The organism is Streptomyces araujoniae, assembly GCF_050871195.1.
GTDB lineage: Bacteria > Actinomycetota > Actinomycetes > Streptomycetales > Streptomycetaceae > Streptomyces > Streptomyces bacillaris.
Genome location: NZ_CP194070.1, coordinates 6,126,120 through 6,149,320, shown reverse-complemented (window position 1 = coordinate 6,149,320; position 23,201 = coordinate 6,126,120). Strand labels below are relative to the sequence as shown.

18 protein-coding genes are annotated in these 23,201 nt (G+C 69.8%); 3 read left to right on the top strand and 15 right to left on the bottom strand.

Features of this window, described 5'->3' with window-relative positions; translation table 11 throughout:
- Positions 1 to 3: 3 nt before the first annotated feature.
- The 5 genes from casB to ACQ9ZG_RS26500 form a co-directional block, all read right to left on the bottom strand.
- Positions 4 to 669: a type I-E CRISPR-associated protein Cse2/CasB gene (gene casB / locus ACQ9ZG_RS26520; protein ID WP_109916105.1), complete on the bottom strand. Its 666-nt coding sequence runs from the start codon at positions 667 to 669 to the stop codon at positions 4 to 6.
- A 28-nt stretch (positions 670 to 697) separates the two neighbouring features.
- Positions 698 to 2,332, bottom strand: a complete 1,635-nt coding sequence (casA, locus tag ACQ9ZG_RS26515) for a type I-E CRISPR-associated protein Cse1/CasA (RefSeq protein ID WP_375138326.1) — start codon at positions 2,330 to 2,332, stop codon at positions 698 to 700.
- 40 nt (positions 2,333 to 2,372) lie between these two features.
- Positions 2,373 to 5,099: a CRISPR-associated endonuclease Cas3'' gene (locus tag ACQ9ZG_RS26510; RefSeq protein ID WP_109916103.1), complete on the bottom strand. Its 2,727-nt coding sequence runs from the start codon at positions 5,097 to 5,099 to the stop codon at positions 2,373 to 2,375.
- Positions 5,100 to 7,367: 2,268 nt separating this feature from the next.
- Complete coding sequence (locus tag ACQ9ZG_RS26505) at positions 7,368 to 8,696, bottom strand: class I SAM-dependent RNA methyltransferase (protein ID WP_109915958.1); 1,329 nt, start codon at positions 8,694 to 8,696, stop codon at positions 7,368 to 7,370.
- Between the two features lie 351 nt (positions 8,697 to 9,047).
- Entirely contained in the window at positions 9,048 to 11,096 is a 2,049-nt protein-coding gene (locus ACQ9ZG_RS26500) for an APC family permease (protein ID WP_028419109.1), read from the bottom strand.
- A 321-nt stretch (positions 11,097 to 11,417) separates the two neighbouring features.
- On the opposite strand from ACQ9ZG_RS26500, the gene ACQ9ZG_RS26495 reads away from it, so the two are divergent.
- Both ACQ9ZG_RS26495 and ACQ9ZG_RS26490 read left to right on the top strand, forming a co-directional pair.
- Positions 11,418 to 12,086: a potassium channel family protein gene (locus tag ACQ9ZG_RS26495; RefSeq protein WP_018488265.1), complete on the top strand. Its 669-nt coding sequence runs from the start codon at positions 11,418 to 11,420 to the stop codon at positions 12,084 to 12,086.
- Positions 12,086 to 12,772: a potassium channel family protein gene (locus tag ACQ9ZG_RS26490; protein ID WP_018488266.1), complete on the top strand. Its 687-nt coding sequence runs from the start codon at positions 12,086 to 12,088 to the stop codon at positions 12,770 to 12,772. The genes ACQ9ZG_RS26495 and ACQ9ZG_RS26490 overlap by 1 nt, the downstream gene beginning before the upstream one ends.
- 68 nt (positions 12,773 to 12,840) lie before the next feature.
- Here ACQ9ZG_RS26490 and ACQ9ZG_RS26485 read toward each other — a convergent pair whose 3' ends face one another.
- From ACQ9ZG_RS26485 to ACQ9ZG_RS26455, 7 genes are all read right to left on the bottom strand, one after another.
- On the bottom strand, positions 12,841 to 13,650 hold the full coding sequence (locus ACQ9ZG_RS26485) for a DUF3159 domain-containing protein (protein WP_018488267.1): 810 nt from the start codon (positions 13,648 to 13,650) through the stop codon (positions 12,841 to 12,843).
- A gap of 3 nt (positions 13,651 to 13,653) precedes the next feature.
- Complete coding sequence (locus tag ACQ9ZG_RS26480) at positions 13,654 to 14,004, bottom strand: OB-fold nucleic acid binding domain-containing protein (RefSeq protein WP_010059599.1); 351 nt, start codon at positions 14,002 to 14,004, stop codon at positions 13,654 to 13,656.
- 200 nt (positions 14,005 to 14,204) lie between these two features.
- Positions 14,205 to 14,897, bottom strand: a complete 693-nt coding sequence (locus ACQ9ZG_RS26475; RefSeq protein WP_018488268.1) for a response regulator — start codon at positions 14,895 to 14,897, stop codon at positions 14,205 to 14,207.
- A 97-nt stretch (positions 14,898 to 14,994) separates the two neighbouring features.
- Positions 14,995 to 17,550, bottom strand: coding sequence for a DUF4118 domain-containing protein (locus ACQ9ZG_RS26470; protein WP_109915956.1), 2,556 nt, complete (start codon positions 17,548 to 17,550; stop codon positions 14,995 to 14,997).
- Positions 17,551 to 17,814: 264 nt separating this feature from the next.
- Entirely contained in the window at positions 17,815 to 18,582 is a 768-nt protein-coding gene (locus ACQ9ZG_RS26465; protein ID WP_028419107.1) for a DUF3710 domain-containing protein, read from the bottom strand.
- Between the two features lies 1 nt (position 18,583).
- Positions 18,584 to 19,111 (bottom strand): dUTP diphosphatase, encoded by a 528-nt coding sequence (gene dut, locus ACQ9ZG_RS26460; protein ID WP_018488271.1) that lies wholly within the window; start codon positions 19,109 to 19,111, stop codon positions 18,584 to 18,586.
- Positions 19,111 to 19,695: a PaaI family thioesterase gene (locus tag ACQ9ZG_RS26455; RefSeq protein WP_019761758.1), complete on the bottom strand. Its 585-nt coding sequence runs from the start codon at positions 19,693 to 19,695 to the stop codon at positions 19,111 to 19,113. The genes dut and ACQ9ZG_RS26455 overlap by 1 nt, the downstream gene beginning before the upstream one ends.
- Before the next feature lie 58 nt (positions 19,696 to 19,753).
- Between ACQ9ZG_RS26455 and ACQ9ZG_RS26450 the strand changes: the two genes are divergently transcribed.
- On the top strand, positions 19,754 to 20,212 hold the full coding sequence (locus tag ACQ9ZG_RS26450; protein WP_028419105.1) for a DUF3093 domain-containing protein: 459 nt from the start codon (positions 19,754 to 19,756) through the stop codon (positions 20,210 to 20,212).
- Positions 20,213 to 20,267: 55 nt separating this feature from the next.
- Here the strand turns inward: ACQ9ZG_RS26450 and ACQ9ZG_RS26445 are convergent, their stop codons facing one another.
- From ACQ9ZG_RS26445 to ACQ9ZG_RS26435, 3 genes are all read right to left on the bottom strand, one after another.
- A complete protein-coding gene (locus ACQ9ZG_RS26445) occupies positions 20,268 to 21,248 on the bottom strand; it encodes a hypothetical protein (RefSeq protein ID WP_109915954.1) in 981 nt (326 codons plus the stop codon).
- Between the two features lie 13 nt (positions 21,249 to 21,261).
- Entirely contained in the window at positions 21,262 to 21,558 is a 297-nt protein-coding gene (locus tag ACQ9ZG_RS26440; RefSeq protein WP_003965732.1) for a DUF4193 domain-containing protein, read from the bottom strand.
- A gap of 405 nt (positions 21,559 to 21,963) precedes the next feature.
- Complete coding sequence (locus ACQ9ZG_RS26435; RefSeq protein WP_018488275.1) at positions 21,964 to 23,196, bottom strand: sensor histidine kinase; 1,233 nt, start codon at positions 23,194 to 23,196, stop codon at positions 21,964 to 21,966.
- Between the last annotated feature and the right edge of the window lie 5 nt (positions 23,197 to 23,201).

Sequence of the window (23,201 nt, the reverse complement as noted above, 5' to 3'; positions counted from 1 at the left end):
GGGTCAGTCCCGGTCGGCAAGGGCCGTGATCCGGTAGAAGTCCTGCAGCCAGCGGCGACTGATACGTCCTGACTGGTAGGGCCAGTTGACGAGGTCTGCCAGCAACTGTCCCCAGTCGATCGGGGCACCGGCGGAGCGCACCTGATTCACCGCAGCGGGGAGGTGGAGGTGGATACCGCGGAGACTCTGGCGCGTCAGGAGGTTGATGCGGTTCTCTGCGGCGCTCATCCGCATGGAGGAACCCTTCGCCATGACGGCTTGTCCCAGAGTCGCACCGAACGAGGACCCGTACGGGGTGGCTTCTGACGGGGCGGTTGCCTCGTCCGGTTCGCCGTTCTCTGGAAGAGCCAGCTCGCCATGTTCGGCGGCGGCGTCATCGTCGTCTTCCTGGATGAGTGCGAAAGCGTGTCGTGGCTGGGCTGCGATCAGTGAAGCCACCGTGTAATGAGCCTGTGCTGTTCGGTCATCACACTCTTCCGGCAGGCGCGTCGTCAGCAGCCGGTGCATGGGGCGGGCGCGCGGGTGGTCCAGATCGCGGCGCAGCCCCGCGCGCAGCGCGGCACGTGCTCCGGGGTCCGCGCGGCACAGGCGTTCAACGCTCAGCGCGAAGGCGGCATACGAGGCGCGAGTCCTCTGGCGCTTGCCTGCTTCAGGGGCTTCGGGGGTCACTGCCTGTCCTCGGGTCGGTGGGCGGCGGTCACGACTTCTTGGCCGCCCTGGTCGTCTTCGGTTGCTCCATCGCCTTGAGCGGGTCTTTCAGGGCGGCGAGGATGATCGCCTTCGCGCTGGTGACGGCCTTCGCGCCCCGTGGTGTGCGTGTCACGGAATCGGTCACCACCTCGTACGCGTCAAGTGCGTGGTGCCCGAAGGCCCGGCATGCGGCTTCGAAATCGAATCCGGAGTCCACAGCGCCGTCGGATCGGGTCAGCTGCCGGAACCTCGACCAGAACTCGTCCTCCGCCGACGGCCAGTACCGTGCCGCGACCGCGTCCAGCCAGGCCCCAGGGTCGTTCTTCTTGTCATCCGTGTACTTCAGCCACGCTCCTTTTGTGGCCTGCTCCAGCCGGTGCCCGAAGAGCTCGCCGAGTTCGCGGAGCTGGCGTACGGGCAGGTCGCTGCTCACCACGTCTTCCTCTACGCGGGAGAGGAGTACCGGGGTGGTGGAGTCGACGTACTGGTGGTTGGCTGACTGGCTGGCGTCCTGTTCGAAGCCGAGCGCACGTACTCGCAAGTACTCGCTGACGTCGAAGGCGTGGTCCATCACCTTCGGCTGGATGGGGCTGGCGTCGTCCAGTTGCTTCAGCAGAAGGGCGTCGATGTCTCGCCAGAGGGAACGGGAGGAGCGTGCGAGCCGGGGGAACGTCTCTCCGTCCTTGCCGATGTCCCAGATCAGGTAGTCGTCCTCCGGGCGGATCCGCCCGGCATCGTAGGCCCAGGTGATGTACGCGTCGGTGGTGTGCTCGCCGTCCTCGGCGGCGACCAAGTACAGGGCGTGCTGCGAACAGGCGGTGAGCCGCGAGCAGGGGCCCTGCGGTTCGGGCATCGGCTTGAGCGGATCCGGAAGATCCTCTCGCTCCCACGGGCACAGGTCGGTCTGCCGGCTGACGTCGCCGTCCGGCGGGGTCAGGCCCGCCAGGAGCGTCAGGAATAGGTTGTCGCACTCCGGGTGATACGACAGCGCGGCCCGCAGGGGTGACGCCTTCGCGTAATGGTGGCTCACATGGTCGACTGCACGCCTCGAGAGGGCCCCGGGGGCTCCCCAGTAATGCCAGGTCAGCAGCGACAGCGTCGCCTGCGAAAGGTGGGGAGGAACGAGCTCGGCATGGCTCCAGTGCCCGAACCAGGAGTGGTTGTTGCCCGCTGACCGGCTCATGACCAGCTTGTGGACTCCGGCAGTCTGATTCCTGTCGCACTGGTCGGGGAGACGAGGGTCCTGAAGCCAGGGACGGTCACGGTCGAACAGGTCAAAACGATAGGACCACTGGTCGAAGTAGCCCGCGATGCCCGCCATGCGGCCGCCGGGGAGTTCAATGCTCTGCTCAGGAAAACCCTGCTGAAGGATCTCCTCCCGCCGATCGCCCCAGCTTCCGGGACCGGCCTCGTCAAGAGCAGTGATCCGGGCGGTCAACGCGTAAAGCAAGCGCAGCAGTGCCGAGTGAGCCGGAGCGTCCGGAACCAGCAGGGTGCGAATCTCTCCGGCGCGCAGGAACAGACTCCGCAGACCCACGTACGGCGGGCCTGACTTCCCCTCCAGCCATGCGACAGGAATCCATGGCTGTTCGATCAGATTGGATACAGGCGTAGCCACGCCCCTCCCCCCGTGGTCGGGCATCCCCTAGATGCTAGACGGAGGTACGGGACGGAGTGCCCGTTTACAGCAACTCGTCAATCATCAGGCCATGTTCGCTCATACAGAATCGATACTTCGAGCCGATGTACACCCACCTACCGTCTTCCGACTTTTTCAGATTCAGCCGGAGAACATTCTTGAGGGCGGCCATGCCGCGCCAGGCACTATTGGCATCGCCCTCCACGTCCTCGGCGAGTCGCTTCGGTACGGGAATCAGATAGGGGACCAGTTGGCCCGGCACCGGTCTTCCCTTGGGACCGCTCTCAAGTCTCCGCTCCGGGACGCCGTCCTCCAGGAGATACACCCGGTTCCCCGGCCGGCCGTGCTCGTACAGACAGACCACCTGCACCACGTCCTCCCCGAGCACGGAGGAGAGGAGCTCGGGCTCCATACCGGTGTGGTCGCGGCTCAGCAGTCCAAGGTCTCCATCGAGCTCTCCCGGTCCAGGCACCGCCAGCCACCGCGCAGTACCGCTGGCCTTGTGTTCACGGACCGTGCGCTGGTTGTCGAGCTGCTGGAGCTCACGCGCCGCCGGCCACTCCAGCCTGTCGGCGAACTCGTCGGCATATACCTCATCCAGCACGAGGGGCAGCTCTTCGGGCAAGGCAACCGTCCTGCCGGTCCCCAAGAGCAGGTCCGTGCGCCGTGCCAGCGCGGCGTCGTCCAGTTCCGACGCGTTGTCCGTTCGGAGCACCACTAGCCTCGACCGGTCACCCACGCTCTGCACCGCACGGGCCAGCAAGGCAGCGAGCGGGGCCGGTCCGGATAGGACGAGGTCGAAATGCAGGCCCCGGACATGCTCCAGCATCGACGTCGTCACCAGCACCGAGGGGCCGGAGACCCCACCATCAGGGGTGAAGGCACCCCGGCAGGCTGCGAGACGCTGCCACCGGTCCTTGTTCCGCATCTGTTCATGGATCAGGGTCACGTTCACAGCCGGGAAGTCCTTCGTGAGCTGACGGAACGTGCGAATGGCTTCCGCAGGCGTCGCTCGGTAGACGGCGGCTCTTCCGTTTCCGGCTGCGACGATCGGTGCAAGAGCCGCCTGGATCGCGCCGTACGGCGTACCGGCAACGACTTCGATGCTGAGCGTGCTGGCACGAGCGGCATCGCCAGGCTGCTGGGGCAGGTGCCCGCCTCCGGACCGAGCATCCACGAACGACCACCCCGGCGATCGGCGGGGCTGCGTCACTGGCATCCTGCCCCCTCCTGCGCCATGGCGGTAGGCCGCCAGCATCGAGTCCACCGACTTGTCCGCAGCAGTCGCGGCCAGGACAACCGGGATCCGTAACGCTGCAGCCCACTGCAGGAACCGCAGCATCAGCTTCTGCCCCCAGACGCCGCGAGCATGGGCTTCATCCACCACGACGACCTTGCCGGAAAGAGCAAAGAGCCTCATGACGTTGAACTTCACAGGCATGACAGCCTGCAGAAGTTCGTCCACCGTCCCCGTGCCGAGCGCAGCCAATAGCGCGCGGTGATGGGAGTTGAGCCAACTGTTCGCCGTTGGGGCCCACTCCTCGCCAGGCTCCGGACTAACTCCGCCGGCCGCATTGGCGTGCGCCCACTGCTCCGCGGCTTCCGCCGGCCTCAACCGGGAAGAGCTGTGGAGCAGCAACGACCGCCACGGGCCGGTCAGCGCCTGCTCGGCGAACGCATGCACCTGCGCCATGTGGCTGTCAGCCGCTGAGCCGGTCGGCAGTGCGTAGAAGAGGCCCCGCGCGCCCGCCGCATGCCCGAGGACGGCCGCTGCGCGAAGGGCCGCTTCCGTACGCTCCTCCGACGGCAGAGCCGTCACGACCACCATGCCCGACCCGTGCTTGGCCACCAGATCGGGCATCTGGCGAGCCACACTCGCCCCAAGACCAGGCTCCCCCGCGCACTCAGGAGGTTCCGGCAGCCGGGCGAACCCGGTCCCGAGCAGGTTCGTCCGCTGCAACAGGCGGGGAGCGGCCGAGCGGGCGATCTGCCAGTAGGAGTCCAGATCGTCCGGAGTTCCAGCCCATGCCTCGTCCCGGAGCCGGGTCCGAATCTCCTCCTCGATACTGGCCAGCCAGTCCGACAAGGTAACCAACCCCGTCAGGACGACGGCCGCTCCTGGCGTCATCCGACCCTGCGGAACCACCGTCCCGCCGACCACTCTGCGCACCTCGTCGAAATGGATCCGCCGCTGCTCCTCCCAACTCCCCACGCCCATACCGGGGTGACGCGCTGCAGGGCACCGAGAGTCCTTGTCGTAGACCACCGGGTGGAAATGGCCGCCATGGCCGCCGAGTATCTGCGCCACCGCGTGACCGAGCTGGGACTGCGGACGCCGCCTCGATGACGGATAACCGATCTCCTTAAAAGTACCCACCAGCCACCAGTGCGCCGATGCTTCGTGCGACTGCTGGTCCTGCTCGGCACTGGAAGCGAATGCGTACCCCGGCTCGCTTCTCAGCTCCCGAGTCAGCAACGTATTGTCCGCTGACTTCGGTCCACCCCGGTGGAGTTGGAACGGAACACTGATCTTCCCGATGTCATGTAGCCCCGCCCAGAACGCCGCGAGCGTCCGCGCCTGCTCATCCGAAACCTGCAGCGCCGTCGCCACCATGCTCCGCTGGTGCACGGTCAGCATTCTGTCCCAGACGACCTCGGCGACCGCCGCCGTGTCCAGCAGGTGACAGATCAAGGAGTGCGTGTGGTCAACACCGCGGGCGCCCTTACCCAGGCCGGCAGCCTTGCCCCAGAGGCGGGAGTCCAGCCGCATGATGCTCCTTGCCAGGTCCGGTATAGGTGCGCCTTCGAAGAACACGACAGAAGCGGCTGGCTCTCACTGCCTCATCGCCGTGCAGCCGGTTCGGTGAAGGCCAGCTTCCAGGAATATGGTCAACCTCGAGTACACCAAGTCCGTCGTCCCGTAGAGTACTTACCGCTGAACGCCTCTCTGGGAGGTAAGCGGAAACCCCATTGGCTCCCCAGCCGCTGGCACGTCGAGATGAACGCACGACCCTCTCGAGGGATGTGGCGCAACCTCGGCCGTGTCTGCGCTCTGGAGAAACAGTGTCTCGGTTCCTGCGAAAGTTCGTTCTGCGACGCGAGGTCCTTCTCGAGGTATCACGCGTGGTGGTCAGCACGCTAGTCCGTGTCCTGACCAACGAACTCGTCAGCTGGCTCTTCTGAGCCCACGGTGACGGGCCCCAGAGGCCCGTCACCACTTACATGACGAGGAAGTCCCGCTGGCGGCCGAAGCATCCCCACTACAACTACGCCTTCCCACACGCCGACCGATCCTCGCCGCGCGAGCGAAGCAACCCACCGCCTGGATAGTGGGCGCTACCCCACTCTGTCAGGGAGTAGGTCGCGCAAGCAGAGCAAGTAGGCGCTACGCGACGTACAGCTTGGAGCTTTATCCCGGACTCCCGTTCCTTGAAACTTGAAAAGTATGCTCGTGGTCCTCGTGCTCGAGCGGGCGTGAGCCGGTCGCAATCGAGGTCGGCGGCAGCCTGGTCCTGTGGCTTCTGCGCGAACGAGTGCTTTACAAGGTACTGGTCCCTGCCTGGGGGTATAAGTACTGCCCGCCGACGCGGGGATGCTCCGACCGGCCATGTCCGCGCCCTCCTCACTCGCCGTTCTCCCCGCCGATGCGGGGGCATTCCGTCTTCGACGGCATTGCGGACCTCGGCGGGCACGTCCTCCCCGCCGACGCCGGGGTGTTCCGTTGAACTCGGGTATCTGGATGATCATCCCCGGGTCCTCCCCGCCGACGCGGGGGTGTTCCGGTGGCGCAGGCGAAGGCCGCGATCGGGTCGGTGTCCTCCGCGCTGACGCGGGGGTGTTCCGTACCGGGGGTGCGCTGGTGAGCGCCGATTTTCGTGCTGGGGAAGGGCCTCTACTGGTGGGACTGGCGTTGCGGCAGTCGGCGCTGCTCCACATGTTGAAAGCCAAAGTGCGCTCAAGCAGTCCGAAATTCATAACCTGTTCGGTACGGCCTGCGGGAGGGAGTGATGGGCATGGCCCGTTCGCTCTTCCGCTCCCCGTCGCGGACCGTGAGTACGTGGCAGCGAGCCCGCCGGCACCCACCCAGCTCCCTCCTGCCGCTGATCGCGCGAACGAGCGCGCAGCGGCCGACGAAGGAGCAGTGGGCCACTGACCGCACCGGGCTATACCGGCCATGGGGTCTTGGGGACGCGGCCTGGGTGTCGCTGGCCCACGGCAACGAGCACCGTCAGAGGGCGGCCACCGAAGGCGACCGGTGGGAGATCCTTGCTCAGCACGCTGCCTTGGACGACCCACTGCGGCACCTGCCCGTCGGCGAGCGCCCGGGCTGATACTGACCCCGCAAGTGCAGCAACGCAGTTCAAACGCTCGGCGTCGTGAACATCTCCATTGAAGAATCTCAGTCGGGCGAGCCCGTGCAGGGACATCGCTACCTCCGGCCGCCGCTGCTGTGTGTGCCAGGTCCTCGGCGTACTGAGGGTGTACTCGTCCTTCGCTGGACCATGACGTCCACTCGAGAGCCTTCGGGTGCTTCGCAGCAGCCGGTTGGTTGCCCGCTCCGCGGTCCAAGCCCTGGCGACGCTCTCGTGCGCGTTGGATCGAGGCCTGCTCCGTGGCGACCTGCCGGCCCGCCCCTCGCTTGTGTGCCAACTCACCGCCGCCGCGGGCCATCGGTCAGAGGTCCCCTCCGTGCCGACCAAGATCCGGGCCATACGCGGACCAGCCGCGTGCCGTTTGGCCGAATCGTGGCCGTTTCCGATGGCAAGCGACCATGCGAGGCGTGTACCACCAGCACTCGAAGAACCTGCCAGAACTCTGAGCAAGACTGAGTGGGACCGCTCAGCACCATGAAATTCCCGGCACCTTGCCACACCCGTACAGCCAGGAGGCCGCCTGACCAGCGGCGCAATGCACCTGTTGACCCATCAGAACGAGCGTCAAATGAGCGTCAAGATACCTCGGAGGGCGTCATTTCATCGTCAAAATATCGCCCGTAACGCCCACAATGCACATAGCGCACATTACCCAAACTCGCAGGTCAGACGCTCTTTGCGACAGGCTCCAGAATCGCCACGCACTCCACATGATGCGTCATCGGAAAGAGGTCGAAAGCCCGCAGCGTCCGCACCCGGTACCCCCCGTCCGCGAAGTACGCCAGGTCCCGGGCCAGGGCCGCCGGATCGCAGGCCACGTAGGCGATCTTGCGGGCGCCCAGGCCGGACAGATGCTTGACCACCTGCTTGCCCGCGCCCGCGCGGGGCGGGTCCAGGACGATCAGGTCGCACTCGGTGATGCCCGTGCGCGGCAGGACCTGGTCGACCTTGCCGTGTTCGATGCGGACGCGGTCCAAGTCCTTCAGGTTGTGGCGGGCGTCCTCGACCGCGCGCTTGCCGGACTCGATGCCGAGCACCGCGCCCTTCTCACCGATGCGCTGGCCGATGGCGCCGGCGAAGAGGCCGACGCCGCAGTAGAGGTCGAGGGCCGTGTCGTTCTTGCGGGGCAGCAGGCCCTGCATGACCGCGCGGACCAGGGTGTTGGCCGCCTGCGGGTGGACCTGCCAGAAGCCGCCGGAGCCGACCCGGTACGTACGGTCGTCGGCTCGTTCGCGGACGAAGGCCCGGCCGTGGACACGGTGGACGCCGCCGTCCTTCTCCTCGACTCGGAGCACGGAGACCGGCTTGTCCAGTTCGACCAGGGGGAGCCGGCCGCCGGGCCGGGGGGTGAGGATGACCTGACGGTCGTTCGAGCCGGTGGCCGTGATCGCCTCGACCGCGGCCATCTGCGGCCATTCCCGCTTCTCCACGCCGAGTTCGGAGACCCCGGGGGCGGCGATCAGGCAGTGGTCGACCGGCTGGACCTCGTGCGAGCGGTGCTTGCGCAGGCCTGCCCGGCCGTCCGCGTCGACGGCGTACTGGACCCGGGTGCGCCAGGCCGGGACCTCGCCCGGCGGGAGCTTGTCGCCGTCGGCGGGCATGACCGTGCCGTCCCAGCCGGCCTCCTCGGGCGTCAGTCCCGCCAGGCGGCGGAGCTGCTCGGCGATCACCTCGCCCTTGAGGCGGCGCTGGGCGCCGGGTTTGGCGTGCTGCCAGTCGCAGCCGCCGCACATGCCGGGACCGGCGTACGGGCACGGGGCCTCGACCCGGTCCTTGGACGGCTCCAGGATCCGTACGGCGTCGGCCCGCAGGAAGCGCGAGTCCGTGTCGCCGTCGGTCACCTTGGCGACGACCTTCTCGCCGGGGAGCGTGTGGCGGACGAAGAGGACCTGGTTCTCGGCCGTACGGGCGATGCAGTGGCCACCGTGCGCGACGGGGCCGACCTCGACCTCGTACTCCTCCCCGACCAGCGACGACGTGGGTTCGTTCTGCATGAGGGGAGGCTCCAGGGAGGAAGGGAGGGCGGGGCGAGCGTGCGGCCGGACAACAGCCCACCAGTCTACGTGCGTGCTGTCGGGGTGCCGACCACGAGACGTTCCCGAGGCGAGCCTGCCGTGGCATGCCTTCCGGGGCGTCCCTCCCGTAGCGATCCTGCCGGGGCCTTCCGATCTCCGTCGTTGCCGTCGGGGTGCCGACCATCAGACGTTCCCGGGGCGACCCTGCCGTGGCATGCCTTCCAGGACGTCCCTCCCGTAGCGTCCCTCCCCCGGCATGCCTTCCGTAGCGTCCCTCCCGTAGCGACCCTGCCGTGGCGTCCCTGCCGGGGCCCGGAGCGACCGCCTCCCTCACCCCCTCCGGCCCGGCTCCTTCTGCCTCCGCTCCACCGGCCCCCGCCGTACCGAACCCGGCGCGCTCCACTCCGCCCGCCTCCGCGCCCGGTGCTTCGCGGCCTCCGAGGACTGGAGCTGGTACGGGACCGAGGTCACCATCACGCCGGGGGTGAAGAGCAGGCGGCCCTTGAGGCGTAGCGCGCTCTGGTTGTGGAGCAGGTGCTCGTACCAGTGGCCGACCACGTACTCCGGGATGTACACGCTGATCACGTCGCGCGGGCTCTGGCGGCGCAGGCCCTTCACGTACTCGATGACCGGGCGCGTCACCTCGCGGTAGGGCGAGTCGAGGATCTTGAGCGGTACGTCGATGCTGCGCCGTTCCCACTCCTGGCGCAGCGCCTTCGTCTCGTCCGGGTCGACGCTGATGGAGAGCGCCTCCAGGTGGTCGGCGCGGATCAGCTTGGCGTAGGCGAGGGCCCGCAGGGTCGGGCGGTGGAGCTTGGAGACCAGCACGATCGCGTGGACGCGGGAGGGGCGGACGGCATCGTCGGGCGCGGCATCGTCCGCGGCGATCTCCTCGGCGACCCGGTCGTAGTGCTTCCGGATCGCGGTCATGGTGCCGTAGAAGATCACCATGCCGAGCAGGGCGACCCAGGCACCGTGCGTGAACTTGGTGGCCAGGACCACGACCAGGACCAGACCGGTGAAGAAGGCCCCGAAGGCGTTGATGGCCCGGGAGCGGATCATGTGGCGGCGCTTGGCCTGGTCGCGTTCGTCGACGAGCAGACGGTTCCAGTGCCGCACCATGCCGATCTGGCTGAAGGTGAAGGCGACGAACACCCCGACGATGTAGAGCTGGATCAGGTGGGTGGAGTCGGCGTCGTAGATCCAGACCAGCGCGATGGCGGCTCCGGCCAGCAGCAGGATGCCGTTGGAGAAGGCGAGGCGGTCGCCGCGGGTGTGCAGCTGGCGCGGCAGGTAGCGGTCCTGGGCGAGGATCGAACCGAGCAGCGGGAAGCCGTTGTACGCGGTGTTCGCGGCCAGGAAGAGGACCAGCGCGGTGGCCGCGGCGAGGATCATGAAGAGGAACGAGCCGTGGCCGAAGACGGCCTCCGCGACCTGGGCGATGACCGGGTCCTGGGTGTAGCCCGGGCCGACCGGTACGCCGTCGCGGATCAGGTCGACGGCCGGGTTCTCGGCCATCTTGACGTTGGTGGCCATGGCCAGGCCGATGATCCCGCAGAACATGGTGACCGCGAGGAGGCCCATCAGGGCGAGGGTGGTCGCGGCGTTCTTGCTCTTCGGCTTGCGGAAGGCCGGCACGCCGTTGCTGATCGCCTCGACCCCGGTGAGGGCGGCGCAGCCGGAGGAGAAGGCGCGCAGCAGAAGGAAGACGAGGGCGAAACCGGCCAGGCCCGGGTGCTCGGGCTTGATCTCGAAGTCGGCGGTGGGGGCGTGCATCGTGTCGCCGAGGATCAGCCCGCGGAAGGCGCCCCACAGGATCATCAGGAAGACGCCCACCACGAACAGGTAGGTGGGGACGGCGAAGAGCTTCCCGGACTCCTTGACCCCGCGCAGGTTCATCAGGGTGAGCAGGATGATGGCCCCGATGGCCATGGGGGTCTTGTGCTCGATGACGAACGGGATCGCGGAGCCGAGGTTCTCGATGCCCGAGGAGATCGACACGGCGACGGTGAGGACGTAGTCGACGAGCAGGGCGCTCGCGACGGTCAGTCCGGCCTTGGGGCCGAGGTTGGTCGCCGTGACCTCGTAGTCGCCGCCGCCGCTCGGGTAGGCGCGGACGTTCTGCCGGTTGGAGGCGACCACCGTGAACATGAGGACGGCGACGGCGAGCGCGATCCAGGGGCTGAAGTGGTACGCCGACACGCCCGCGATGGACAGCACCAGGAGGACTTCTCCGGGCGCGTAGGCCACCGAGGACAGCGGGTCGGACGCGAAGACCGGGAGCGCGATGCGCTTGGGCAGGAGCGTCTCCCCCAGCTTGTCGCTGCGCAGCGCCCGGCCGATCAGAATCCTTTTGGGCAGGTCGGTCAGTTTGGACACGCTGAGGATCGTAAGGGCAGGCCGCGCCGGTCGAGGACGCCTGTTCGCCGTGGCCCCCTTGTCTCCTGCGGTAGGAGACAATCCGGCCGTAATCCTTAACGCAATCCTTGCGAGCGGACCCTGCGTCTTTACTCCCCCTTTGCCCATGTGTCCGGGGCAACGCAGACTCGGAGGAAGCGCCGGGCCCGCAGCGGCATAAGCTCGTTCCCGGGCAACGCCGAAGTCGTTGCCCCGTTGTTTGCCCGGCAAGCTGAGAGAGAAGTGTGAGCAGCGTGTTTTCGCAGGTCAGCCGGATGACCAGGACGGCGGGGTAGGCGCACAGTGCACATCGTCATCATGGGCTGCGGGCGCGTAGGAGCCGCTCTCGCGCAGACCCTGGAACAGCAGGGGCACACGGTCGCGGTGATCGACCAGGACCCGACGGCCTTCCGCCGTCTCGGCTCCGGATTCGGCGGCCGCCGGGTGACCGGGGTGGGCTTCGATCAGGACACCCTCCGCGAGGCGGGCATCGAGGACGCGGGGGCGTTCGCCGCGGTGAGCAGCGGTGACAACTCCAACATCATCGCGGCCCGGGTGGCCCGGGAGATGTTCTCCGTCGAGAACGTCGCGGCCCGGATCTACGACCCGAAGCGGGCCGAGGTCTACCAGCGGCTCGGCATCCCCACCGTCGCCACGGTGCGCTGGACGTCGGACCAGATGCTGCGGCGGCTGCTGCCCTCGGGGGCGGAGCCGCTGTGGCGCGATCCGAGCGGGGGTGTGCAGCTCGCGGAGGTGCACACGACGCCGTCCTGGATCGGTCACCGGATCAGCACGCTCCAGGAGGAGACCGGCGTCCGCGTCGCCTTCCTCACCCGGTTGGGCGAGGCGATCCTGCCGACCTCGCAGACGGTCCTGCAGGAGGGCGACCTGGTCCACGTGATGATGCGTACGGACGAGATCGCCAAGGTCGAGGAGGCCTTCGCCGAGGGTCCCGAGGAGGGTGGTCACTGATGCGTGTGGCGATTGCGGGGGCGGGCGCGGTGGGCCGTTCCATCGCCGCCGAGCTGCTGGAGAACGGGCACGAGGTGCTGCTCATCGACAAGGCGCCGACCGCCATCTCGGTGGAGCGGGTCCCCTCGGCCGAGTGGCTGCTCGCGGACGCCTGCGAGATCACCTCGCTGGACGAGGCGGCGCTGCAGCGGTGCAACGTGGTGATCGCGGCGACGGGCGACGACAAGGTGAACCTGGTCGTCTCGCTGCTCGCCAAGACCGAGTACGGGGTGCCGCGGGTGGTCGCGCGGGTCAACCACCCGAAGAACGAGTGGCTGTTCAACGAGTCCTGGGGCATCGATGTCGCGGTCTCGACGCCGCGGCTGATGTCGGCCCTGGTGGAGGAGGCGGTGAGCGTCGGTGATCTGGTCCGGCTGCTGCGCTTCAGCCACGGCGACGCCAACCTGGTGGAGCTGACGCTGCCGCCGGAGTCGGCGCTGGCCGGGACCCGGGTCGGGCAGGTGGCGTGGCCCCAGGACACCTCTCTGGTCACCATCATCCGGGGTACGCGGGTGCTCACGCCGAGCCCCGAGGAGTCGTTGGAGGCCGGTGACGAACTGCTGTTCGTGGCGGCCCAGGCGCGCGAGGAGCAGTTGGAGGACCTGCTGTCGGTCCGCCGCGCCCCGTCGTCGCCGTCCGACGACTGAGGTTCGGACATGAGGGAGGGCCCGGGACCGTCGGACGGTCCCGGGCCCTCCCTCATGTTCCGCAGGGTCTACGCCTCCGGGTTGCGCAGCGCGGCCGCCGCCTGCTCCTTGCGCTCCTTCTCGGCCTGCTCCTCGGCCTCCATCTCCGCGAAGACGTCGATGGGCGGCGGGGCCTTCGCCAGGAAGACCCAGGTCAGATAGACCGCGAGCAGGAACGGCGGGATCTTCAGCGCGACCAGCACCCAGCCGAACTGGGTGGTGTCGGCCCACCAGTAGAGCGGGAAGAGGATCGCGCACTTGGCGAGCAGGATGAGGCCCCAGGCGTAACTGGCCTTGGTGTACGCCTTCTTGCGGCCCGGGTTGCGCGTCCGCCAGGAGAGGTTCTCCTTGAAGACCGGGCCGAGGATCAGACCGATCAGCGGTACACCGGCGGCGGCCGTGCCCAGGTAGGCGACGGAGAGCCCCAGGGTGTAGAGCATGCCCGGCAGGTAGAAGTCCTTGGCGTTGCCCGTCATCATCGCGAAGACGACACCGAAGGCCACCCCGAAGACGCCGCTGAAGGCGTGCTTCACGGTGTCCCGGCGGACCAGCCGTACGGCGACGAGGGCCAGGGAGACCGCCAGGGCCGCGATGGCCGAGACGTGCAGGTCCTTGTTGATGGTGAAGATCGTGACGAAGAGCAGCCCGGGCAGGACCGTCTCCACCATGCCGCGCACCCCGCCGAAGGCCTCGAAGAGGGCGGCCTCGGTGACCGCCTTCGACTCGGGGTCCTGGTGGGCGGCGTGCCGGCCTCCGGCGCTCCGCTCTCCGGTGGCGCCGTGCTGTTCGGTGCGGTGGGACTCGTCCGTTTCGGACGTCGGCTTGTCGAGAGACGTCACCGGCTACTCCTTGCCGAGCGGTCGGAGTTCGTATGTGGGGTTGAACAGCACCCGGCGCCCGTGGCTCATGGCGACCCGGCCCGAGGCGATGATCCTGCGGCCGGGCTCTATGCCGACGATGGAGCGCCGGCCCAGCCAGACCACGTCCAGCGGCTCGGTGCCGTCGAAGAGCTCCGCCTCCAGGGCGGGCACTCCGGCCCGGGGACGCAGGGTGACGGTCCGCAACGTACCAGCCACCTTCACGATCTGCCGGTCGGAGCATTCCGATATCCGGGTGCATCCGGTGGCCTGGGCGTCCTCCCGCAGCTCCTGGGACTCCAGGTCCTCCTGGGAGCTGGAGAGCCGGTCGAGCATGCGGCGGAAGCGGCCGGACGGCCTCTCCGCCCTGTCGGCCTTCTCTCGTCGGGAAACAGCACTCATACCCGAAGGGTACCGGTCCCGGGGGTCCGGCAAGGAGGGCCGGGGCGATCACTCGGAAGGGTGACACTCCGGGTTCTCGTACCCGTGACGCGCCGGCCTCACCCGTGACGGACGGCATGCGACCGGCCGTGGTGTCAGCCGCGCTCGAAGCGGTAGCCCATCCCCGGTTCGGTGACGAAGTGGCGGGGGTGCGAGGGATCCGCCTCCAGCTTGCGGCGGAGCTGGGCCATGTAGACCCGCAGATAGTTGGTCTCCGTACCGTAGGAGGGCCCCCAGACCTCCTGGAGGAGCTGTTTCTGGCCGACCAGGCGGCCGGCGTTGCGGACGAGGACCTCCAGCAGGTGCCACTCGGTGGGTGTGAGCCGTACGTCACGGCCGTCCCGGTGCACCTTCTTGGCCGCCAGGTCGACCGTGAAGCCGGCCGTCTCGACGATCGCCAGGTCCTCGGTGACGTCCTGCCCGACCGGTTCCGAGCGGCGTACGGAGGCGCGCAGCCGGGCCAGCAGCTCGTCCATGCCGAACGGCTTGGTGACGTAGTCGTCGGCGCCCGCGTCGAGCGCCTCCACCTTCTCGTCGGAGGTGTGGCGGGCGGAGAGGACGAGGATCGGCACCCGGGTCCAGCCGCGCAGGCTGCGGATCACCTCGACCCCGTCCATGTCGGGCAGCCCGAGGTCCAGAAGGACCACGTCGGGGTGGAGGGCGGCGGCGAGCTGGAGGGCGGTCGCCCCGTCGGGCGCGGCGTCGACCTCGTACTGCCGGGCCTTGAGGTTGAGCACGAGGGCGCGGACGATCTGCGGCTCGTCGTCGACCACGAGCACCCGGGTCATCGGGGACCTGCCTTTCTGCGGTACGGGCGGTGCGGACGGTAGAAGGGGGTGAGGGAGGGCCGCCGTCATGAGGCGGCCTCCGTGGCGAAGAACGCGGTCATGAGGCGGCCTCGGCCGGGAGCGTCGCCGGGTCCCGGTCGCGGTCCCGGCCGGGCGCGGCGGTGAGGGTGAGGACCATGGTCAGCCCGCCGCCGGGGGTGTCCTCGGCGTCCAGGGTGCCGCCCATGGCCTCGGCGAAGCCCCGGGAGACGGGGAGGCCGAGGCCCACCCCGGCACCGCGCGGGGCGTCACCGTACCGCTGGAAGGGCTCGAAGATGCGCTCCTTGGCCTCGTCGGGCACCCCGCGCCCCCGGTCGACCACCCGCAGCTCCACGCGTTCGCCCAGCGCGCTGGCGGCCACCGCGATGGGTTCCCCGGCGGGGCCGTACTTCACGGCGTTCTCGACGATGTTGGCGACGACCCGCTCCAGCAGCCCGGGGTCGACCGCGACCATCGGCAGCGTCTCGGGGATGTCCAGCTCGACGCTGCCCTCGGGGACCCCGCCGAGCGCCATCGGCACCACCTCGTCGAGGTCGATCTCGCGGATCAGCGGGGTCACCGTGCCGGTCTGGAGGCGGGACATGTCCAGCAGGTTGCCGACCAGGTGGTCGAGGCGGTCGGCGCCGTCCTCGATACCCGCCAGCAGCTCGGCCTCGTCCTCCGGCGACCAGGCGACGTCGTCGGAGCGGAGCGAGGTGACGGCGGCCTTGATCCCGGCGAGCGGGGTGCGCAGGTCGTGGCTGACGGCGGCGAGCAGCGCGGTCCTGATCCGGTTGCCCTCGGCCAGCCTGCGGGCCTGCTCGGCCTCCCAGACCAGCCGCCGGCGGTCCAGGACGACGGCGGCCTGGGCGGCGAAGGCGCCGAGCACCCTGCGGTCCTCGGCGGGCAGCACCCGGCCCGAGAGGGCGAGCGCCAGGTTGTCGCCCACCGGCATGTCCACGTCCGCGTCCTCGGGCCGAGCGACCGGCGCGGGCCCCACGAACCCGGCGCAGGTCCACGGGTCGACGTCGCTCTCCCGCTCCAGCAGGGCGACCGACTCCATGGCGAAGGTCTCCCGCACCCGCTCCAGCAGCGCGTCCAGGGCGGTCTCGCCGCGCAGCACGCTGCCCGCCAGGAAGGAGAGGATCTCCGACTCGGCGCGCAGCCGGGCGGCCTGGTGGGTACGGCGGGCCGCCAGGTCCACCACCGAGGAGACGGCCACCGCCACCCCGAAGAAGATCACGATGGCGACGAAGTTCTCCGGGTCCTGGACGGTGAGGGTGTGGGTGGGCGGGGTGAACCAGTAGTTCAGGAGCATGACGCCGACGGCCGCCGAGGCGAGGGCGGGGCGCAGCCCGCCGAGCAGGGCGGCGGCGACCGTCAGGAAGAGGAAGAGCAGGACGTCGTTGGCGAGGCCGGGCCCGTTCTCCAGGCTGCGCAGCAGCAGGGAGAGCAGGACCGGGCCGACGACGCCGATGAGCCACCCCGAGACGATCCGGGCCCGCCCCAGCCGGGCGCCCCGGGCGATGGGGAGCCCGCGCCCCTTGGCGACCTCGCCGTGGGTGACGATGTGGACGTCCAGGTCGGGTCCGGACTCCCGGGCGACGGTGGCGCCGACGCCGGGGCCGTAGACGTACTGCCAGGTCTTGCGGCGGCTGGAGCCCAGCACGATCTGGGTGGCGTCGACCCCGCGGGCGAACTCCAGGAGGGCGGCGGGGATGTCGTCGCCGATGACGTGGTGGAACGTTCCGCCGACGTCCTCGACCAGGGTCCGCTGGACCGCCAGCTCCTTGGGGGACGCGGAGGTCAGCCCGTCGCTGCGGGCGATGTAGACGGCGAGGATCTCGCTGCCGGAGCCCTTGGCGGCCATCCGGGAGGCGCGGCGGATGAGGGTGCGGCCCTCGGGCCCGCCCGTGAGGCCGACGACGATGCGTTCGCGGGCCTGCCAGGGGGTGCGGATGTCGTGCTCGCCCCGGTACTGCCTCAGGTACTCGTCGACCCGGTCGGCGGTCCACAGGAGGGCCAGCTCGCGCAGGGCCGTGAGGTTGCCGGGGCGGAAGTAGTGGGAGAGGGCCGCGTCCAGCTCGTCGGGACGGCAGATGTTGCCGTGGGCGAGGCGGCGGCGCAGCGCCTGGGGCGACATGTCGACCAGCTCGATCTGGTCGGCCCGGCGCACCACCTCGTCGGGGACGGTCTCCTCCTGGCGGACGCCGGTGATCGACTCCACGACGTCGCCGAGCGACTCCAGGTGCTGGATGTTGACCGTGGATATGACGTCGATCCCGGCCTTGAGCAGCTCCTCGACGTCCTGCCACCGCTTGGCGTTGCGGGCGCCGGGGAGGTTGGTGTGGGCCAGCTCGTCGACCAGGGCGACGGCCGGGGCGCGCTCCAGGACCGCGTCGACGTCCATCTCGGTCTCGGCGGGACCGGCCGGGGGGTGGGTGATCTCGCAGCGGCGGACCTGCTCCAGCCCGTGCAGCAGCGCCTCGGTGCGCGGCCGCCCGTGGTGGTCGACGAAGGCCACCACGCAGTCGGTGCCGCGCTCGACCCTGCGGTGGGCCTCGGAGAGCATCGCGTACGTCTTGCCGACGCCCGGTGCCGCGCCCAGGTAGATCCGGAGTGTGCCGCGTCCCATGGCCCCATTGTCTTCTTCCGTCGGCCGTCCTCGGTGCGACGGCCGGTGGCGCCCGGTGCGGGCGCCACCCCCGACGCTACTCCGCCCGGGACCCGTCTCCGGTGGTGGGAGCGGGGGCCGGGGACGTATTGACGCAACTCTGACGCGGGAACCGTGCAGGTGAGGGGCGCGCGCACGGCAGAGGCCGGTGGGCCGCACCCTTCCGCGGGTGCGGCCCACCGGCCTCTGCTGTGGTCACGGACCGGTGGCACCGGTCACGGACCGCTAGCGGACCTCGGTGATCTCCGGGCCGCGCTGGAGCTGGCCCATGCCGCCGGAGAACTTCGAGCCCTCCTGCTCCTCCTGCTGGACTCCCTCGGGCACCATCTGGGCGTCGTTGGGGAGCTTCAGGACGATCGGGTCGCGGGGGGCCATCGGGCCGTCGCCGCGGACGACCACGGTGTCCCGGAAGATCGTCTCCAGCAGCCCGGCGGCCTCCGGCTGGACGGCGCCCTGGCCGGAGATGACCCCGCGCAGGAACCAGCGGGGGCCGTCGACGCCGACGAAGCGCACCAGCTGCACCCCGTTGGTGCCGTCCGGGAGCTGTACGGGGACCTGCGCGCGCAGCTCCCAGCCCAGCGGGCCCTCGACCTCGTCGATGATGCCGCCCTGCTGGGTGATGCCGGAGGCGATCTCGTCGCGGACCTCGCCCCAGATGCCCTCGCGCTTGGGAGCGGCGAAGGCCTGCAGTTGGATGGCGCTGTCGCGCAGCACGACGGTGGCGGCGACGATGGCGTCACCGGCCACCTCGACGCGCAGCTCCATGCCCTCGACACCGGGGACGAAGATGCCGCCCAGGTCGACCCGGCCCTCGCCGGGCTGGGTGACCTCGGTGCTGTCCCAGGGCCCGTCCGGGCGGGGGGCCGGCGGCAGGTTCATCCGCCGGGCGCCCGACGCGGCTCCGTCGGTACCCTCGTCGGCGACCTGCTCGGTCTCGCGCACCTCGTCCGCCGCGTCCTCGGCGGAACCACTCTTCTTGCGACGTCCGAACACGTCACTGTCCTTCCCGGTCGGATACGACCGAAGCGTAGCTGTTCCCACCGTGGGTGATCCCGCCCTCGGCGACGTCCACCGACGCATGGCCGCCGGTGGACCCGAAGCCCCCTTCGGCCCGCGCCGAGCCGGGAAGTTCCGCCACCTCGTGGAAGCGCACCTTCTCGACCTGCTGGACAACCAGTTGGGCAATCCGGTCGAACCGCTCGAACCGCACGCTCTCGCGCGGATCGAGGTTGACCACGATCACCTTGATCTCCCCACGGTACCCGGCATCAACCGTCCCCGGGGCATTCACGAGGGCCACTCCGCAGCGGGCGGCGAGGCCGGAGCGCGGGTGGACGAAGGCGGCGTACCCGTCGGGCAGGGCGATCGAGACCCCGGTGGGGAGCACCACGCGCTCGCCGGGGGCGAGTTCGGCGGCCTCGGTGGTGACCAGGTCGGCCCCGGCATCCCCCGGGTGTCCGTACGCCGGAATCGGCACGTCCGGGTCGAGCAGGCGGATGAGTACGTCGACGGGGCTGCGCATCAGGGGTTCACCTCGAAGGCTCGGGCACGCTTGACCTGGTCCGGGTCGGCCATGGCGGCCTGGATCTCGGCGGGCCGCCCGTTCTCGATGAAGTGGTCCACCTTGACCTCGATGAAGAGGGCGTCGGCGCGGACGGCGACGGGCCCCTCGGGGCCGCCGATGCGGCCGGTGGCCGTGGAGTAGATCTTCCGGCCGTGTACGGCGGTGATGCGGGCGTCCAGGTGCAGCACGGTGTCCACCGGGACGGGGCGCACGAAGTCGGTCTCCAGCCGTCCGGTCACCGCGATCGTGCGCAGCAGCCAGTTCAGCGAGCCGAGGGTCTCGTCCAGCGCGGTGGCGAGCACGCCGCCGTGGGCGAGGCCGGGGGCGCCCTGGTGGGCGGGCTTGACGGTGAACTCGGCGGTGACGCTCACGCCCTCACCGGCCCGCGCCTGGAGGTGCAGTCCGTGCGGCTGTCCGCCGCCGCAGCCGAAGCAGTGCTCGTAGTGCGCGCCGAGAAGCTCCCCGGGCGGCGGGGCGTCCGGGTGCCGGACCGGTGCGACGGCGTCGGCCGGGGGTGTCAGAGCTGCTGATGTTCCACTCACAGGCGCAGACCTTACCCGCGCGGCGTCACGCCGGGCGCGCCGTGCCAAGCTTGGTTCCATGCAGCCTTCCGCACCGCCCTTCGACGAACGTCTCACCGCGCCCCGTTCCTGGTGGTTCATCGCCTTCGGGGTCGGTGTCGCCTGTGCGCTGATGCTCCTGCCGCTGGGCACCCTGCCGATGCTGGCCGGGCTGGTCGGCGGGGCGGCGGCGGCCGCGGCGGCGGTGAGCAGTTACGGCTCGGCCCGGATCCGGGTGGTCGGCGGGGCTCTGGTGGCGGGTGACGCCCGTATTCCGCTCTCCGCGCTCGGGGAGCCCGAGGCGCTGGACGCCGAGGAGGCGCGCGCCTGGCGGACGCACAGGGCGGACGCGCGGGCCTTCATGCTGCTGCGCAGCTATGTGGGGACGGCGGTGCGGGTGGAGGTCACGGATCCGGACGACCCGACTCCGTACGTCTTCCTCTCCACCCGGGACCCGGAGGGCCTGGCGGCGGCGCTGAGCGGCGTCCCGGCGGCCTGACCGCTTCGCGGGTGAGCGGGCGCCACCACCCGTACGCGTAGGGGCGGCGCCCAGGTCAGGCGCCCTCGATCCCCTTGGGCAGCACGACGGGCACGGCGGGCCGCTCCAGCGGGGGCAGTTCGGTGAGCCGGTCCCAGGGGATCGGGTTCTTGCGGAGGTCGCTCCTGACCCGGTCGGCGAGCTTGCGGGTGTCGCGGCGGTTCATCGTGGCGCCGACGGCGGCGCCGATCATGAACGGGATCAGGTTGGGCAGGTTGCGCGCCATGCGCTTGGTGATCTGCTGGCGCAGCTCGCGCTTCATCTGGCCGCCCAGGGCCGCGTTGAGCGTGGCGGGGCGCATGACGTCGATGCCGCGCTCCTCGGTCCACGACGTCAGATACGCGGTGGAGCGCTGGGCGAGATTGCCCGGCGGGCGGTGGCCGTAGACCTCGTGGAGTTCGGCGACGAGCTTCATCTCGATCGCGGCGACGCCGGTGACCTCCGCCGCCAGCTCGGCGAGCATGGCCGGTGGTACGGGCATCATGGCGGCCGCGCCGACGCCGGCTCCGACGGTGGCGCTGGCCCGGCTCGCACCGGCCACCAGCTTGTCGGCCAGTTCCTCGGGCCCCAGCCCGGGGAACTGCTTGCGCAGGGTGGCGAGGTCGCGCACCGGGACGCGGGGAGCCGTCTCGATGATCAGGTCGGCGAGCCGGCCGGCCAGCGCACGGGCGCTCTCCCCGCTCCTGCGCATCCCCCGCTTCACTCCGTCCAGGCGGCCTGCCCCGGTCACGGGCTCCGCCTGGTCCTTCTCTGTGCCGGTGTCCGGCAGGTCTGCCGCCCCCGCCACCTCGAGCGAGGCCGGACGGCCCCGCTCGTCGTCGGACGTACCGGAAGCACCGGAACCACCGGGGCCGGAGACACCGGAGGGGTCCGGCAGGGCGGCCGACCGCTCGGCAGCCGGGCTGTCGCCCGCTGCCGCGCCTGTGCCGCCCCGATTCTCCTCCGGTCCGTGCCGGCGCCAGGGGCGCCGCTTCCGGAACGGTGTGTCGCCTGCCACGGCCGACCCGGCCTCAGTCGCAGTCGCGGCAGATGGGCTGACCGTTCTTCTCGCGGGCCAGCTGGCTGCGGTGGTGCACCAGGAAGCAGCTCATGCAGGTGAACTCGTCGGCCTGCTTGGGCAGGACCCGGACGGCCAGCTCCTCGTTGGAGAGGTCCGCGCCGGGCAGTTCGAGGCCTTCGGCGGCGTCGAACTCGTCGACGTCGACGGCGGAGGCCGTCTTGTCGCTCCGACGGGCCTTCAGCTCCTCGAGACTGTCCTGGTCGACGTCGTCGTCGGTCTTGCGTGGGGTGTCGTAATCCGTTGCCATGTCGCTCTCCCCCTCTTGGGTGTCTGCGGGTGTCTCAGCGCACGTAACGCGTGAGAGGCCGGACTTGTGCCCGACCTGAGGCGGAGATTTTGCCTCACATCAAGGTCTGTTACTCAATCGACACCCAACCGGCCGCCTCGGCGAGGCTCGGCTTGGGTGGCGATGGGGACCGTACACGGTCCCGTCTCTGCAGTTCACAGGCGCCACCCCGTGTACTTCCCGTGATAACGCCCTCCGAAAACCCGGACGATTACCGGCTTTCCGAACGGGATGTGATCACGGAGCGTGTAAGAGCCGAAAACGGGCCCTGTGATCGATCACACACGGCTCGCCCGGGAACGGGTCCTGAAAATTCCGCCCAAAGCGAACATGGAGATCCGGTGGAGCGTCACACCGCGCAGCCTCTCAGACCGGAAGGGTGACACGCATCACAAGGCCGCCGCCCTCGCGGGGCTCCGCGATGATACGGCCTCCGTGGGCCCGCGCGACGGACCGCGCGATCGACAGGCCGAGTCCGACCCCCTTGTCGCTGCCCGTGCGCTCCGTACGCAGCCGCCGGAAGGGCTCGAAGAGGTTGTCGATCTCGTACGCGGGCACCACCGGTCCCGTGTTCGAGACGACCAGCAGGGCCTGGCCGGGCTGCAGGGAGGTGGTGACCTCCACCCAGCCGTCCTCGGGCACGTTGTAGCGCACGGCGTTCTGGACGAGGTTGAGCGCGATCCGCTCCAGCAGCACGCCGTTGCCCTGGACCACCGCCCCGGTCCGCTCCCCGCGGATCTCCACGTTCCGCTCGACCGCCTCCGCCCGCGCCTGGTCGATGGCGCGGTCGGCGACCTCGGCGAGGTCCACCGGTTTGCGCTCCACGATCTGGTTGTCGCTGCGGGCCAGCAGCAGCAGCCCCTCGACCAGTTGCTCGCTGCGCTCGTTGGTGGCCAGCAGGGTCTTCCCGAGCTGCTGGAGCTCCGGCGGGGCCTGCGGATCGGAGAGGTGGACCTCCAGCAGGGTGCGGTTGATCGCCAGCGGGGTGCGCAGCTCGTGCGAGGCGTTGCCGACGAACCTCTGCTGCGCGGTGAACGCCCGCTCCAGCCGGTCCAGCATGTCGTCGAAGGTGTCCGACAGCTCCTTCAGCTCGTCGTCCGGGCCGTCCAGCTCGATCCGCCGGGTGAGGTCCGTGCCCGCCACCCGGCGCGCGGTCCGGGTGATCCGGCCCAGCGGGGACAGGACGCGACCCGCCATGGCGTAGCCGAAGGCGAACGCGATGATGCTGAGCCCCACCAGGGCCAGCAGGGAGCGGTTGAGCAGCGTCTCCAGCGCCTCCTTGCGCTGGTTGTTGACGCAGGCGTTCATCGCCGCGTTGAAGGCCTCCGGGGAGGGCGTCGTCGGCAGGTCGCAGATCTTGCTGGCGACCTCTCCGCGGACGATCTCGAAGGGCAGCTTGCTGCCCACCCCGAGTGCCTGGGCGGCCAGCATGTAGATGATCGAGAGCAGCAGGATGCCCGCGATCAGGAACATCCCGCCGTACAGCAGCGTGAGCCGTATCCGGATGGTCGGACGCAGCCAGGGGTACGGGGGCTCCTGCTGCTTGGGCTCCCAGGTGGGCTTCGGGGGTGCCGTGGGGGGCGGCGGGGTGGCGGCCATGGTCC